The following is a 15885-nucleotide window of genomic DNA, read 5'->3' as shown; positions in this document are numbered from 1 at the left end:
CGGGTGACGCAGAGCACCCTCTCCTTCCTCAAGGGCCACGGGACCGAGAACGACTTCGTGATCCTCCCGGACCCGGACAACGCCCTGGACCTGCCGCCGTCCGCCGTCGCCGCGCTGTGCGACCGGCGGGCCGGGATCGGCGCCGACGGCATCCTGCACGTGGTCCGGTCCGCCGCCCACCCCGACGCGGCGCACCTCGCCGACGAGGCGGAGTGGTTCATGGACTACCGCAACAGCGACGGCTCCGTCGCCGAGATGTGCGGCAACGGCGTCCGCGTCTTCGCCCGCTACCTCCAGTACGCGGGCCACGTCGAGGCCGGCGACCTCGCCGTCGCCACCCGCGGCGGGATCAAGCGGGTCCACCTCGACAAGAGCGGGGACGTCACCGTCACCATGGGCCGCGCCGAACTCCCCGAGGGTGAGGTCACCGTCACGGTCGGCGAGCACACCTGGCCCGCACGCAACGTGAACATGGGCAACCCGCACGCCGTGGCCTTCGTCGAGAGCCTCGACCACGCCGGGAACCTGCTGACCGCCCCGCCGTTCAGCCCCGCGTCCGCCTACCCCACCGGGGTCAACGTCGAGTTCGTCGTCGACCGCGGTCCCCGGCACGTGGCCATGCGCGTCCACGAGCGCGGCTCCGGCGAGACCCGCTCCTGCGGCACCGGCGCCTGCGCCGTCGCCGTCGCCGCCATCCGCCGCGACGGCGCCGACCCGGCCGCCACCGGCGAACCCGCCACGTACACGGTCGACCTCCCCGGCGGCACCCTCCGCATCACCGAGCGCCCCGACGGGCAGATCGAGATGACCGGGCCCGCCGTCATCGTGGCCCGGGGCGAGTTCGAGGCGGACTGGCTCACCGAAACGGCTTTCCGCTGAAGGTTCCCTCCAATGGGTGATCCGTTTCACGCTGAGCGAGAGGTGGACTGCGCCACGTGGTGGGGTCGGTAACATCAGGCACCGGCCCTGAGGGCTCACCCCATGCCCGCCACCGCCGGTCGAAGCCGTCGGAGGTGCCCATGAGTGCAGAGGCCACGAACCCCGAAGCACACCCCGAAGCGCGCCCTGAGAGCCGCAGACGGGCCCGGACCAGGCTCGATCTGCGCCGACTCGGCCGCGCGGCCCTGCTCGGGCCCGCTTCCCGGGACCGCCTCCCGGACGCGATCGGCCATGTGGCCGAGGCGCACCGCGCCCACCATCCCGACGCCGACCTCTCGCTGCTGCGCCGCGCCTACCTCCTCGCCGAGACCTCGCACCGCGGCCAGATGCGCAAGAGCGGTGAGCCGTACATCACACATCCGCTCGCCGTCACCCTCATCCTGGCCGAACTCGGCGCCGAGACCACCACGTTGACGGCCTCTCTGCTCCACGACACCGTCGAGGACACCGAGGTGACGCTCGACCAGGTCCGCGCCGAGTTCGGCGACGAGGTCTGCTTCATCGTCGACGGCGTCACCAAGGTGGAGAAGATCGACTACGGCGCCGCCGCCGAACCCGAGACCTTCCGCAAGATGCTCGTCGCCACCGGCAACGACGTCCGCGTGATGTCCATCAAACTCGCCGACCGGCTGCACAACATGCGCACCCTCGGCGTGATGCGCCCCGAGAAGCAGGCCCGCATCGCCAAGGTCACCCGGGACGTCCTGATCCCCCTCGCCGAACGCCTCGGCGTCCAGGCCCTGAAGACCGAACTGGAAGACCTCGTCTTCGCGATCCTGCACCCCGAGGAGTACGAGAGCACCCGCGCGCTCATCGCGGCCCACGCCGGCGAGCGCGACCCGCTGCCCGGCATCGCCGACGCGGTACGCGCCGTCCTGCGCGACGCGGGCATCGCCGCCGAGGTGCAGGTCCGCCCCCGGCACTTCGTCTCCGTGCACCGGATCGCCCGGAGCCGCGGGGAGCTGCGCGGCTCCGACTTCGGCCGCATCCTCGTCCTCGTCGCGGAGAACGCCGACTGCTACGGCGTCCTCGGCGAACTGCACACCTGCTTCACGCCCGTCGTCTCGGAGTTCAAGGACTTCATCGCCGTCCCCAAGTTCAACCTCTACCAGTCCCTGCACACCGCCGTCGCCACGCCCGAGGGGTACGTCGCCGAGGTCATCGTGCGGACCCGGCAGATGCACCGCGTCGCCGAGGCGGGCGTGGTCGCCCTCGGCAACCCGTACACCACCGCCCCCTCGGACGCCGCGGCCGACCCGGACGAGGAGCGGGTCGACCCGACGCGACCCGGCTGGCTGTCCCGGCTGCTCGACTGGCAGCAGTCCGCGCCCGACCCCGACACCTTCTGGACCGTGCTCCGCGCGGAACTAGCCCAGGACCGGGAGATCACGGTGTTCCGGGCCGACGGCGGCACCCTGGGCCTGCCCGCCGGCGCCAGCTGCGTCGACGCGGCCTACGCGCAGTACGGGGAAGCCGCCCACGGCTGTATCGGCGCCCGGGTCAACGGGCGCCTCACCTCCCTCGCCACCCCGCTGTCCGACGGCGACACCGTGCAGCTCCTGCTCGCCCAGGACGCCTCCTCCGGTCCGGCCGCGGAATGGCTGGACCACGCGCGGACCCCCGCCGCCCGGATCGCCATCGCCGGCTGGCTGGAGAACCACCCCGACCGGTCCCTGTCCACCACCTCGGCCGCCCGCGCACCGCTCTCCGTGGTCGGGGCCCGCGGCGGCGGGGCCAACGCCGTCGCCGACCTCCCCGGCGCCACCGTACGGCTGGCCGGCTGCTGCACCCCGGTGCCGCCCGACGCAGTCGCCGGGTTCCTCGTACGCGGCGGCGCCGTCACCGTGCACCGCGTCCAGTGCGCGGCCGTGGCCCAGATGCGGGCGCTGGGGCGGACCTGCGTCGCCGTGCACTGGCGGGCGACCGCGGACTGCCGGGTCACCCTGCGCGCCGAATCGTTCGGCCGCCCCCACCTGCTGGCCGATCTGACCGAGGCCATCGCCCGGGAAGGCGTCGAAGTCGTCTCCGCGACCGTGGAACCGCCGGTGGAGCAGCGGGTGCGCCACACGTACACCCTCCAGCTGCCCGATGCGGCGGGCCTGCCCGCCCTCATGCGGGCGATGCGGGAGGTACCCGGCGTGTACGACGTCGGCCGGGCCTGAGCCCGCGCACCCGGCGGGGGTGCAGCAGCGGAGCGACCCGTACGGGTGGCGCCGTCGCGCGTCGTGCGCGGCCGGCGGACCCGCGCTGGTAAGCGGTGGTGGATGCAGCTCACCTCCCGCCGCCTGCGCGCCGCCCTGCTCGCCGCGGCCTCCCTCACGCTCGTCGCCGCCGTGCTCCCCCCGCCGCAGGCGCTGGGCATCGGCGACCCCCTGTTCCCGCATCTCGGCAACCCCGGGTACGACGTGCTCTCGTACGACCTGTCCTTCGCCTACCGGGACAACCGCACCCCGCTCGACGCCGTCACCGTGATCAACGCCCGCACCGTGCAGGCGCTGGAGCGGATCAACCTGGACTTCAGCCACGGCAAGGTGTCCTCCGCCGAGGTCAACGGGGCTCCGGCGCGGTTCGTGAGCGCCGGCGAGGACCTGGTGCTGACCCCTGCCCGGCCACTGCGGGAGAACGCGCCGCTGCACATCACCGTCCGGCACACCAGCGACCCGCGCGGAGCGGCCGACGGCGGCTGGGTGCCCACCGAGGACGGCCTGGCCATGGCCAACCAGGCGGACGCCGCCCACCGCGTCTTCCCCTGCAACGACCACCCGGCCGACAAGGCCCTCTTCACCTTCCGCGTCACGGCCCCCGCCGGGCTCACGGTCGTCGCCAACGGGGTGCCCGGCCTGCTGCCCGCCCTCAGGACCGGTTCCACGACCTCCTGGACGTACCGGACCCTGCACCCGATGGCCACCGAGCTGGCCCAGGTCTCCATCGGCCGGTCCGCCGTCGTCCACGGCACGGGGCCGCACGGCCTTCCGCTGCGCGACGTGGTGCCCGCCGCCGACCGTAAGCGCCTGGAGCCGTGGCTACAGAAGACCGCGGGGCACATCGCGTGGATGGAGGAGCGGGTCGGCCGCTACCCCTTCGAGAACTACGGGGTGCTGATCGCCCGGGCCACCACCGGCTTCGAGCTGGAGACGCAGACCCTCTCGCTCTTCGAGCACGGCCTGTTCTCCGGCGAGGGCTACCCCGAGTGGTACGTGGAGTCCGTGATGGTCCACGAGCTGGCCCACCAGTGGTTCGGCGACAGCGTCTCCCCGCGCACCTGGTCCGACCTGTGGCTGAACGAGGGCCACGCCACCTGGTACGAGGCCCTGTACGCGGACGGCCTCGGCACGTACTCCCTGGAACGGCGCATGCGCGAGGCGTACCAGCGCTCCGACCAGTGGCGGGCCGCGGGCGGACCTCCGGCAGCCCCCAAGCCGGCCCCCGCGGGGGAGAAGATCGGGCTGTTCCGGCCGGCCGTCTACGACGGGGCCGCCCTGATCCTCTACGCGCTGCGGCAGGAGATCGGCGCCGCCGCCTTCGACCGGATCGAACGCCGCTGGGTTTCGGAGCACCAGGACTCCGTCGCCGGTACGAAGGACTTCGTACGCCTGGCCTCGCAGGAGGCGGGCCGGGACCTGACGGCCTTCCTGGACCCCTGGCTGTACGGGCCGACCACCCCGCCGATGCCCGGGCACCCGGAGTGGGGCGGCCTGAAGAAGGCCTGAGGGATGGGGCCCGGCGGATTCCCCGGGGCGGGGCCCTGGCGGATGCCCCGGGCGGAGGCCCCGGGCGGAGGCCCCGGCGGGTTCCCCGGGCGGGAAAAGGGTGTGACGGGCCGGGAACGGGCATGTCACCATCGACGGGCCCGTTCAGGGAATCCCCGGGCGGCGTGACACGTTGGACGTGACAGTGTTATGCCACGCGCGACACCTGTCGCGCACGCATTCGAATCGACGTAAGGATCCAATGACCTCCTCTTCTTCCCCTTCCCAGGACGCGCGCGACGCACAGGACGTGCCGGACGCGCAGAGCTTCACCGAGAGCCTTCGGGCCGATGCCCTGATGGAAGAGGACGTCGCCTGGAGCCACGAGGTCGACGGAGACCGCGACGGCGAGCAGTTCGAGCGCTCCGAGCGCGCGGCCCTGCGCCGCGTGGCCGGCCTCTCCACCGAACTCGAAGACGTCACCGAGGTCGAGTACCGGCAGCTGCGCCTTGAGCGCGTCGTGCTCGTCGGCGTCTGGACCTCGGGCACGGTGAACGACGCGGAGAACTCCCTCGCGGAGCTCGCCGCCCTCGCCGAGACGGCCGGCGCCCTCGTGCTCGACGGCGTGATCCAGCGCCGCGACAAGCCGGACCCGGCCACCTTCATCGGCTCGGGCAAGGCGCGCGAGCTGCGGGACATCGTCATGGAGAGCGGCGCCGACACCGTCGTCTGCGACGGCGAACTCAGCCCCGGCCAGCTCATCGCCCTCGAAGACGTCGTCAAGGTGAAGGTGGTCGACCGCACCGCACTCATCCTCGACATCTTCGCCCAGCACGCCAAGTCCCGGGAGGGCAAGGCACAGGTCGCCCTCGCGCAGATGCAGTACATGCTTCCGCGCCTGCGCGGCTGGGGTGCCTCGCTGTCCCGGCAGATGGGCGGCGGCGGCGGTGGCGGCATGGCCACCCGCGGCCCCGGTGAAACCAAGATCGAAACGGACCGGCGCCGGATCCGCGAGAAGATGGCGAAGATGCGCCGGGAGATCGCGGACATGAAGACCGGCCGCGACATCAAGCGGCAGGAACGCCGCCGCAACAAGGTGCCCTCCGTCGCCATCGCCGGCTACACCAACGCCGGCAAGTCCTCCCTTCTCAACCGCCTCACCGGGGCCGGCGTCCTGGTGGAGAACGCCCTGTTCGCCACCCTCGACCCGACCGTGCGCCGGGCCGAGACCCCGAGCGGCCGCGTCTACACCCTGGCCGACACGGTCGGCTTCGTCCGGCACCTGCCCCACCACCTCGTCGAGGCGTTCCGCTCCACGATGGAGGAGGTCGGCGATTCCGACCTCATCCTGCACATCGTGGACGGCTCGCACCCGGCGCCGGAAGAGCAGCTGGCGGCCGTCCGCGAGGTCATCCGCGAGGTCGGCGCGGTCAACGTGCCCGAAATCGTCGTGATCAACAAGGCGGACGCGGCGGACCCGCTGGTCCTGCAGCGCCTGCTGCGGATCGAACGGCACTCCATCGCCGTCTCGGCGCGCACGGGCATGGGCATCGAGGAACTCCTCGCGCTCATCGACTCCGAGCTGCCCCGGCCCGAGGTCGAGGTGGAGGCCATGGTGCCCTACACGCTCGGCTCACTGGTCGCCAAGGCCCACGCCGAGGGCGAGGTGATCTCCGAGGAGCACACCCCGGACGGCACCCTGCTCAAGGCCCGGGTCCACCAGGAACTCGCGGCCGACCTGGCACCGTACGCGCTCGCCAAGCGCTGACGGCCCGCACGGGCAACGGCGACGGCCTCGGCCCCCTGCACCGCAGGGGGCCGAGGCCGTCGCCGTTCACCGCCGGCCGGGAACCGGTACCTCCGGCACCCGGCCGGACCGGACCTACTTGAACTTGCCGCTCACCGCGTCGAAGACGCCCTTCGCCTCCGGACCCAGCCGCGGACCCGCCAGCCAGCCCGCCTTCACGGGACCGATCGAGGTGTTCGAGACCAGCGCCGGCTTGCCGTCGGCGCCCGCCGCGATCCAGCCGCCGCCCGAGGCACCGCCGGTCATCGTGCAGCCGATCCGGTACATCACCGGGTCGGCGGCCACCAGCGACAGCCGACCCGGCCGGTCGGTGCACTGGAAGGCCCGCTGGCCGTCAAAAGGAGCCGCCGCCGGGTAACCGGTGGCCGTGATGCTCGCGACCTTCGGCACGGCCGGGGCGTTGAACTCCACCGGCAGCGCCGAACCGACCGTCTCCTCCAGGGACTTGCCGCTGCCCTTCTCCGGTGCCACGTGCAGCACCGCGAAGTCGTACGGAGCGCCCGCACCGCCCGTCGGACCGCCGCTCGCGATCCACTGGTCGGAAGTCTGCGCCCAGTCGCTCCACCACACGCCGTACGGGGCCACCTGCTCGCGGGGCGCGCCCTTGAGCTGCGCCGCCTGCTTGCCCGCATTGTTGTAGGACGGGACGAAGGCGATGTTGCGGTACCAGCCGCCGGCCTTGCCCGCGTGCACGCAGTGGCCCGCCGTCCAGACCATGTTGGACTTCCCGGGGTGGGCGGGGTCCTTGACGACGGTCGCCGAGCAGACCATCGAACCCTCGGGCCCGTCGAAGAAGACCTTCCCCGACTCCGGGACGCTCTGGTGGTAGGGCGCACCCGCCGGCTTCGCCGGCACCGCCGCCGGGGTGGGGTCCGTGACGCCCTGGTCCTTGCCCGCATCCGGATCCACCGAGGGGCGCTGCGGCTGCTCCGCGTCACGCATCCGCTCCGGGTCCCACAGACCCTCGATGACCGGGTTGATGTAGTCGCCCGCCTCGCGGAGCCAGTCGTCCTTCTGCCAGTTCTTCCACTCGCCCCCCTTCCACTTCTCCAGGTCGAAGCCGTGCTCCTTGAGCTTCTCCTTCAACTGGTCCGGGATCTTGATCCCGCCGCCGTCGGACGGAAGGCTCGCCGCCACGGTCGGCTTGGCGTCGCCTCCGGCCTCCCCGTCGCCGGGTCCGCAGGCCGCGGCGGTCAGCGCGAGCGCGGCCGCGCACAGTATCGCGGTGACCGGTCGGTTCGGTCGCATGTCGTCAGTCCCCCTGGAGGTTCGGGTGGTGGGATGCGTGGAGTCCCGCTGAGTGCAGCCCCCCACTATGCCGCTGCTGCGCAGGACGACCGAGGCCGGGGCGCCGTTCCGGGCTCGGCGCCCGGCGGGCCAAGGATCTTGGGTCGACCCGTGATCCCCCGCCGTCACCGTCGTTGGTACGTACGGGGGACAGGGGCACAGCGTTCATGTTCGAGACGCAATCCGGAAGGGCAATCCGTGCGGGAGGACCGACACACGTGGCTTTGAGCGAGCAGGCCGCGGCCACAGCAGCCGCCGCAGTGCAGACCCCGCCGCCGGGACCACCCCCGCCAGAAGGAAGCCCGGGAGGACGGCCGGGACGTGCGCCGACCCCGACTCCGGTGCCCCCTCACGTGCCCATGCCTGTGCCCACTCCGGTGGCGGAGCCTGTGCCGTCTCCCGTGACGGCGCCTGCTTCAGCCCTTGCGCCCGCGCCTCCTTCAGCTTCTGCGCGGACGTCTGCGGGGACCGCGCCGGGCTCGTGCGAAGGCCATGCGCAGGGCCGTGCACGGACGGCGTCCCGGGTGCCGCCCCGGGCAACACCGCAGGCGCCGCCCCCGGTTCCGCCGCAGGGAGGCGGCCGGGCGGACGCGGACCGGGCCCCGGAACCGGGCCCTTCGTCCGCCACCACCTCGTCCGAGGGCATCCTGCGACGGCAGGCCCAACGGGAGTCCGCAGCCCGCACCTACGCCCGCTCCCTCCCCATCGTCCCGGTACGGGCGCGCGGCCTGACCATCGAAGGCGCCGACGGGAGGCGCTACCTCGACTGCCTCTCGGGCGCCGGCACCCTCGCCCTCGGGCACAACCACCCGGTGGTGCTCGAAGCGATCCGCGGCGTCCTCGACTCCGGCGCCCCGCTGCACGTCCTCGACCTCGCCACCCCGGTCAAGGACGCCTTCACTACCGAGCTGTTCGCCAACCTGCCGCCCGCACTGGCCGCCGACGCCCGCATCCAGTTCTGCGGGCCGGCCGACACGGACGCCGTGGAAGCCGCCCTCACACTCGTCCGCACCGCCACCGGCCGCTCCGGGCTGCTCGCCTTCACCGGGGCGTACCACGGCATGACTGCGGGCGCCCTGGACGCCTCGGGCGGTGCCCCCGACGTCCGGGTGACCCGGCTGCCCTACCCGCAGGACCGCCACTGCCCGTTCGGCGTCGGCGGGCCCGAGGGCGCCCGGATCGCCGCCCGGTGGACCGAGAACCTCCTGGACGATCCCAAGAGCGGCGTGGCCCTCCCTGCCGGCATGATCGTCGAACCGGTGCAGGGCGAGGGCGGGGTGATCCCCGCCCCGGACGACTGGCTGCGCCGGATGCGCGAGATCACCGCGGCCCGGGGGATCCCGCTGATCGCCGACGAGGTGCAGACGGGCGTCGGACGGACCGGCGCCTACTGGGGCGTCGACCACGCCGGGGTGGTGCCCGACGTCATGGTGCTGTCCAAGGCGATCGGCGGCAGCCTGCCCCTCGCCGTCATCGTGTACCGGTCGGACCTCGACGTCTGGGCTCCCGGAGCCCATGCCGGAACGTTCCGCGGCAACCAACTGGCCATGGCGGCCGGCACCGCCACCCTCGCCTTCGTACGGGAGAACCGCCTGGCCGAACGTGCGGGGGTCCTGGGCGAGCGCATGCTGAGGGCCCTGCACGGCCTGGCCGCGGATCAGCCGTGCATCGGCGAGGTCCGTGGACGCGGCCTCATGATCGGCATCGAACTCGTCGACCCCGACACGGGATCCGCCGCCCCCGCCCTTGCCGCGGCCGTACGCCGGGAGTGCCTGGACCGCGGGCTGATCGTCGAACTCGGCGGCCGGCACGCCGCCGTCGTCCGCCTGCTGCCCCCGCTGACCCTGACGGACGAGCAGGCCGTGGCGGTCCTCGACCGCCTGGCCGACGCCATCCCGGCCGCCGCGCGCCGGTTCCACTGACCCGTACCCCGAGGACCCGCGATGCCCGACCCCCGCCCGTTCACCCCCGGCCCCGCCCCCACCCCGCCCCCGCTCCGCCCCCCGGGCTCAGGCAGCGCGGCCCGCCTCGGCGCCCCGCCTGCCGCGCACACCGACCCGGCGGACACCGACCCGGCGCTGCCGCGGTCCTGGGCCCCGGCCGCCGCGACCGGCTACGGAGCACCAGCCGCCCCGGACCACACCCCGAACGCCAGCCCGCCGGACGCTGCCCCGCCCCGGCTGCGGCCCTGGGGCCCGGCCGCCGCGACCGGTGACGGAACTCCGCCCGCCCCGGACCACACCCCGAACGCCGGCCTGGCGGACGCTGTCCCGCCCCGGCTGCGGTCTTGGGGCTTGGCCGCCGAGACCGGTGACGGAACTCCGCCCGCCCCGGACCACACCCCGAACGCCGGCCTGGCGGATGCTGCCCCGCCCCGGCTGCGGTCTTGGGGCTTGGCCGGAGGGGCCGGAGCGGCCGGCTTCGAGGCTCCTCCCACCCCGGACGCCCGCCTGGCGGACGCCACCCCGCCGCCGCTGCGGGCTCCCGGCCCCGGCAGCGCGGCCCGCCACGAGGCCCCGGCTGTTCCACCGGGGCCCACCCCGGATGCCATCCGGGCCGCCCTCCCGCCCACGCCGCAGCCGAACCGGTTCCCCGAGCCGGCCGCGGACCGACAGCCTGCGCCGGCACCGCAGCAGGGAACCGCGGCCGCACCGCCCGGGCCGCCGACCGGCCCCCAGGCGGGAGAGGCCCCGCACCGGAACCCCCTTCCGCCCTCGGCCCCGGCCCCTGGCCGACCGACCCCGGCCCCCGCGGGGTCGGCTCCCCTCACACAGGCCGAGGAGGCCCCGCCGGTCCAGGAGGCACCCCTGGCCGAGGAGGCGCCCCTGGCCGAGGAGGCGCCCCTGGCCGAGGAGGCCCCTCTCACCCGGTGGCCCGCCGCCCCCGCCCCCGCCTCTCCCGTACCAGCGGGCACGTCACCGTCGCCCGTACGGCAACTCGCCGAGCCGGCGGCCGGGTGTGCAGACCGCCCCCGTCCGGCGAGCGCCGCAGCCGGGCCGCCCGCCGTACGGCCGACGAGCCCGGCGTGGCCGCCCCAGGGCGCCGGACCGGCCCCCGATGACCGCCCCACGGCCGGGCAGTCCGGCCCCGCCCCAGTACGCAGCCCGCAGGCAGCCGACCCCGCCCCCGTCGCCCAGGCCCCCCGCCAACTCGACCCCGCCCGCCCCGACTCGGCGACGCCACCCCACCCCGGCACGGCGGCCTACCCGGGCACCCCAACCGACCCCGGCACGACAGCCCGCCCGGGCACCCCAACCGACCCCGGCATGCCACCCCGCCCCGGCACGCCACCCCGCCCGGGCACGCCTGTGGCCAGCGGGCAGCCAGCCGCGGGCGAGCCCGCCCCCATCGCAGCCGGGGGACAGCCCCGGCCGGACGCACCCGGCCTCACCGCAGCCGGGCGGCAGATCCCGTCGGACGAGCCCACCCCCGCCGCAGCCGGGCGGCAGATCGCCTCGGACGAGCCCACCCCCACCGCAGCCCGCCCGCAACCCCGGCCGGGCGAGCCCGGGCACGACCGGCCCGCGGCGGCAGCACCCGGCACGGCCCTGGCGCCCAACCGGCCCACCGCAGCGGAGGCTGCCGGGGTGACCGTGCCCCGGCAGAAGGACGGTGTCCCGGGGCTCCGGCCCGGCCGGTCCGGGACCTTCGGCCCGGAACCCGCCGCACTGCCCGACCTCCTGGACCACCCCGACCCCGCCGTCGCCGCGGAGGCTGCGACCGTGGAGAACCTCCTCAGGTGCTGGGTCCGGGAAACCGGTACCGCCCGGCCCGACGGACCCCCCGGAACCCTGCTGCGCATCCCCCTCCCCGCATCCGGCGCCGCCCTGCTCGTCGCGGTCCGGTACTGGTCCCCGGCAGGCTGGCACCGCTTCTCACCCGCCCGCCTCGAAGGCGCACCCGACGACGCCCCCGCCCTCGACGCTGCCACGCTCGCCGCCCTCATCTCCCGCGAGGGCACCGCCGCAGGACGCGGCGGAGCCGATCTCGTCGGCCGGGTCTGCGACTCGGTGCGCCGTACCACCGAGTTCATCGCCGACCGGCGGCAACGCCCCACCGCCCCGGTCCCCGTCGACGGGGACCGCTTCCTCACCGCCGAGCAGTCCCTCCTCCTCGGCCACCCCCTCCAGCCGGACCCCAAGAGCCGTGAAGGCCTCACCGAAGCCGAAGCGCGCAGCTACTCACCCGAACTCCACGGCTCCTTCCCCCTGCACTGGTTCGCCGTCGCCCCGGCGGCCCTCGCCACCGACTCGGCCTGGACCGAACGCGGCCGCCCCGTGCCCGCCGCCCGGCTCCTCGGCCGGCTCGCGCCCGGACTCCGGCTGCCCCACGGCACCACCCCCCTCCCCCTGCACCCCTGGCAGGCCCGCGACCTGCTCCGGCGTCCCGCCGTCGCCGCCCTGCGCAACGCCGGGCTCCTGCACGACCTGGGCCCCCACGGCGAGCCCTGGTACCCCACCTCCTCCGTCCGCACCGTCCACCGCCCCGGCGCCCCGGCGATGCTCAAACTCTCCCTGGGCCTGCGCATCACCAACTCCCGCCGGGAGAACCTCCGCAAGGAACTCCACCGCGGCGTCGAGGTGCACCGTCTGCTCCGCACCGGCCTCGCCGAGCAGTGGCAGGCGGCCCACCCCTCCTTCGACATCGTCCGCGACCCCGCCTGGGTCGCCGTCGACGCCCTGGACGGCACCCCCGTCCCCGGCCTCGACGCCCTGCTGCGCCACAACCCCTTCCGCTCGGACGACGACGCCGTCTGCATCGCCGCACTCACCGCGCCCCGCCCCTGGCCCGGCCGGAACACCATGCGCTCCCGGCTCGCCGAGATCATCTTCACTCTCGTCACCGCAACGGGGCACACCACCTCCGCCGTCGCCACCGAGTGGTTCCTGCGCTACCTCGACCACGTCGTCCTCCCGGTCCTGGCCTTCGACGCACTCGCCGGCATCGCCCTCGAAGCGCACCAGCAGAACACCCTGGTCCTCCTCGACCGGGCCGGCTGGCCCACCGGCGGCCGCTACCGCGACAACCAGGGCTACTACTTCCGCGCCTCCCGCCGCACGGAACTGGAACACCGGCTTCCCGGCATCGGCAGCGTCAGCGACACCTTCGTCTCCGACGCCGTCACCGACGAACGCTTCGCCTACTACCTCGGCATCAACAACGTGCTCGGGCTCATCGGAGCCTTCGGATCACAGCGGCTCGCCGACGAACGCGTCCTCCTCGCCGCCTTCCGCCGCTTCCTCAGCAAGGCCGCCGACCTCGGCCCCCTCCCCGCGCGGCTGCTGGACTCGCCCACCTTGCGCTGCAAGGCGAACCTGCTCACCCGCCTGGGAGGCCTCGACGAACTCGTCGGACCCGTCGACACCCAGTCCGTCTACGTCACCATCACCAACCCCCTCCACGATTGACGTCACGTCAGCGCCGAGCCGGAGAAGAGCTTTCCGATGCCGACCACCGACACCGCCCGCAACCCCGCCGGCCCCACCACCACGCACCCCACCACCACGCACCCCACCACCACGTCCCCCACCCGCCACGGGCGGTTGACGCCGCATCTGCTGCCCCTGCTCGCCGAGGCGGACCTCCTCGATTCCCCCGCGGCATGGGGCAGCGCCGCCACCCCCCTCGGACGCTTCCGGCTCGAACCCGTACGGCCGGGCCGAGACCTGGAACTCCTCACCGGGTGGATGAACGATCCCGAGGTGGCCGCGTACTGGGAACTGGCCGGACCCGCCGCCGTCACCGCCGCCCACCTGCGGTCCCAACTCGACGGCGCGAGCAGCAGCGTTCCCTGCCTCGGCCTGCTCGACGGCACGCCGGTCAGCTACTGGGAGATCTACCGGGCCGACCTCGACCCGCTGTCCCGGTACTACCCTGCGCGCCCCCACGACACGGGTATCCACCTGCTCGTCGGGGACGGCACCCACCGCGGCCGCGGTCTGGGCACCGCACTGCTGCGCGCCGTGACCGACCTGGTCTTCGCCCACCGCCCCCGCTGCACCCGCGTCATCGCAGAACCGGACATCCGCAACACCCCCTCCGTATCGGCCTTCCTGAACTCCGGTTTCCGCTGTGCCGCGGAAATCGATCTTCCTGAGAAGCGGGCCGCCCTGATGGTCCGGGAGCGGGCGCTGCGCCACCTTCTGTGACCGACGTTCCCGCGGATCCCTCACCCTGCCCTCGACGACCGCACCTCTCCCTTCGAAAACTCTGCGTCGCGCAGCAAAGTTCCCGATTCACGAGGAGTCCCGTGCAGAATTTCTCCGCAGCTCCCCCACCCGCACGCTCCCGCTCGACGGAGGGGGCCGAACCGCCGACACCCCAGGACCCGCGCACACCGCCCGAGCTCAACCAGCCGACCTGGGAGGGGGCCGCCCGCCGCCTGCTCGTCAAGCTGCTCGCCGAGTTCGCGTACGAGGAGGTCATCCACCCCCTGCCCGCCCCGTCGGCCGCCGGGGATGCCTGGGCCCTGACCCTCGACGACGGCAGCAGCCTCGGGTTCCGGGCCCGCCGCCGTGCCTACGGCAGCTGGCACATCGCCCCGGACACGCTCACCCTCACCCCGCCGCCGCCCTCCACCGAGCCCTCCACCGCCTTCGGTGACCCGTACGCCTTCCTGGTCCGCGCCCGCACCCTGCTCCGCCTCGACGGGGCCACCCTCGGCCACCTCGTCCGGGAGCTGAGCGCCACCCTCGCCGCCGACGCGCGCATCGACCACACCGCCCTCACCGCCGACGTCCTCGCCGACCTGGACTACGCCGAGCTCGAAGGCCACCAGACCGGCCACCCCTGGCTCGTCCTCAACAAAGGCCGCATCGGACTCTCCGCTTCCGACACCGCCGCCTGGGCCCCCGAGGCCCGTATCCGGCAGCGGCTGCCCTGGCTCGCCGCGCACACCTCGCTCGCCTCCTACCGGGGCACCGCAGGCCTCGCGGACCCTGCCCGCCTCTACGCCGCCGAACTCGACGCCGGCACCCGCGCCGCCTTCGACCAGGCCCTGCGCGACCGCGGGCTCGACCCCCTCGGCTACCTCTACCTCCCGGTCCACCCCTGGCAGTGGGACGAGGTCGTGCTGCCCCTCTTCGCGCCGGCCCTCGCCTCCGGAGCCCTGGTCCCGCTCCCCGCCGACCCCGACGTGCGCCTCCCGCAGCAGTCCATCAGGACCTTCCTGAACCTCAGCCGCCCCGAGCGCCACAGCGTCAAACTGCCGCTGTCCGTGTTCAACACCATGGTCTGGCGCGGCCTGCCCAGCGACCTCACCGACGCCGCACCCGCCGTCACGGCCTGGATCCACTCCCTCCGTGACGCCGACCCCTTCCTCCGCGACGAGTGCCGGGTCGTCCTGCTCGGCGAGGTCGCCTCCGTCACCGTCCGCCACCCCGTCTACGACCAGCTGCCCGAGGTGCCCTACCAGTACAAGGAGCTCCTCGGCGCGATCTGGCGCGAGCCCCTGGCGGGCCGTCTCGCACCCGGCGAGCGGGCCCGCACGCTCGCCTCGCTCCTCCACACCGATCCGCGAGGCCGGTCCTTCACCGCCGAACTCGTCGGCCGTTCCGGCCTGAGCCCCACCGCATGGCTGCAGCACCTCTTCGCCGCCCTGCTCCCGCCGCTCCTCCACTTCCTCTACCGGTACGGCACCGTCTTCTCCCCGCACGGGGAGAACACCGTCGTGATCTTCGACGAGCAGGACGTGCCGGTCCGGCTCGCGGTCAAGGACTTCGTGGACGATGTCAACATCAGCGCCGAGCCGCTGCCCGAGCTCGACTCCCTGCCCGACGAGGTCCGCGCGGTCCTGCTCGCCGAGCCCGCCGACTTCCTGCCCCAGTTCATCCACTCCGGACTCTTCATCGGCGTCTTCCGCTACCTCGCCGCCCTCTGTGAGGACCGCCTCGCCGTGCCGGAGGAGGAGTTCTGGTCCCTCGTACGGGCGGAAATCCTGCGCCACCAGGCCCGCTTCCCCGAGCTCAAGGACCGGTTCGAACTCTTCGACCTGCTCGGGGAGCACATCGGCCGGCTCTGCCTGAACCGGAACCGGCTCTACGAGGACGGTTACCGCGATCGCCCCGACCGCCCGCACGCCGTCCGGTACGGCACCGTCCGCAACCCCCTGTACCGACCGTGAACCCTCATCGGTGCCGCCACTGTCGCAGGCGCCCCGTAGGG

The 15885-nt window shown here is 74.1% G+C and carries 9 protein-coding genes; 8 read left to right on the top strand and 1 reads right to left on the bottom strand.

Going from position 1 to position 15885, the window contains the following annotated elements; genetic code table 11:
* The first annotated feature begins 3 nt into the window (after window positions 1-3).
* From dapF to hflX, 4 genes are all read left to right on the top strand, one after another.
* On the top strand, window positions 4-879 hold the full coding sequence (dapF, locus tag ACLJTM_RS32935; RefSeq protein WP_411107474.1) for a diaminopimelate epimerase: 876 nt from the start codon (window positions 4-6) through the stop codon (window positions 877-879).
* A 140-nt stretch (window positions 880-1019) separates the two neighbouring features.
* Entirely contained in the window at window positions 1020-3101 is a 2082-nt protein-coding gene (locus tag ACLJTM_RS32930) for a RelA/SpoT family protein (protein ID WP_411107473.1), read from the top strand.
* Between the two features lie 102 nt (window positions 3102-3203).
* Window positions 3204-4649, top strand: a complete 1446-nt coding sequence (locus ACLJTM_RS32925) for a M1 family metallopeptidase (RefSeq protein ID WP_411107472.1) — start codon at window positions 3204-3206, stop codon at window positions 4647-4649.
* 241 nt (window positions 4650-4890) lie between these two features.
* Window positions 4891-6396, top strand: a complete 1506-nt coding sequence (gene hflX, locus ACLJTM_RS32920; RefSeq protein ID WP_411107471.1) for a GTPase HflX — start codon at window positions 4891-4893, stop codon at window positions 6394-6396.
* A gap of 114 nt (window positions 6397-6510) precedes the next feature.
* Here hflX and ACLJTM_RS32915 read toward each other — a convergent pair whose 3' ends face one another.
* Complete coding sequence (locus tag ACLJTM_RS32915; protein ID WP_411107470.1) at window positions 6511-7683, bottom strand: trypsin-like serine peptidase; 1173 nt, start codon at window positions 7681-7683, stop codon at window positions 6511-6513.
* A 683-nt stretch (window positions 7684-8366) separates the two neighbouring features.
* On the opposite strand from ACLJTM_RS32915, the gene ACLJTM_RS32910 reads away from it, so the two are divergent.
* From ACLJTM_RS32910 to ACLJTM_RS32895, 4 genes are all read left to right on the top strand, one after another.
* Window positions 8367-9644, top strand: coding sequence for a diaminobutyrate--2-oxoglutarate transaminase family protein (locus ACLJTM_RS32910; RefSeq protein WP_411107514.1), 1278 nt, complete (start codon window positions 8367-8369; stop codon window positions 9642-9644).
* Between the two features lie 1344 nt (window positions 9645-10988).
* Window positions 10989-13130 (top strand): IucA/IucC family protein, encoded by a 2142-nt coding sequence (locus ACLJTM_RS32905; protein ID WP_411107469.1) that lies wholly within the window; start codon window positions 10989-10991, stop codon window positions 13128-13130.
* Between the two features lie 36 nt (window positions 13131-13166).
* Complete coding sequence (locus ACLJTM_RS32900) at window positions 13167-13871, top strand: GNAT family N-acetyltransferase (protein ID WP_411107468.1); 705 nt, start codon at window positions 13167-13169, stop codon at window positions 13869-13871.
* Window positions 13872-13972: 101 nt separating this feature from the next.
* A complete protein-coding gene (locus ACLJTM_RS32895; protein ID WP_411107467.1) occupies window positions 13973-15844 on the top strand; it encodes an IucA/IucC family protein in 1872 nt (623 codons plus the stop codon).
* Window positions 15845-15885: the final 41 nt, after the last annotated feature.

The sequence above is a fragment of the Streptomyces sp. cmx-4-9 genome (assembly GCF_046548835.1).
Lineage (GTDB): Bacteria > Actinomycetota > Actinomycetes > Streptomycetales > Streptomycetaceae > Streptomyces.
The sequence above is the reverse complement of the archived record's forward strand: the minus strand, read 5'-3'. Positions and strand labels throughout refer to the sequence as shown.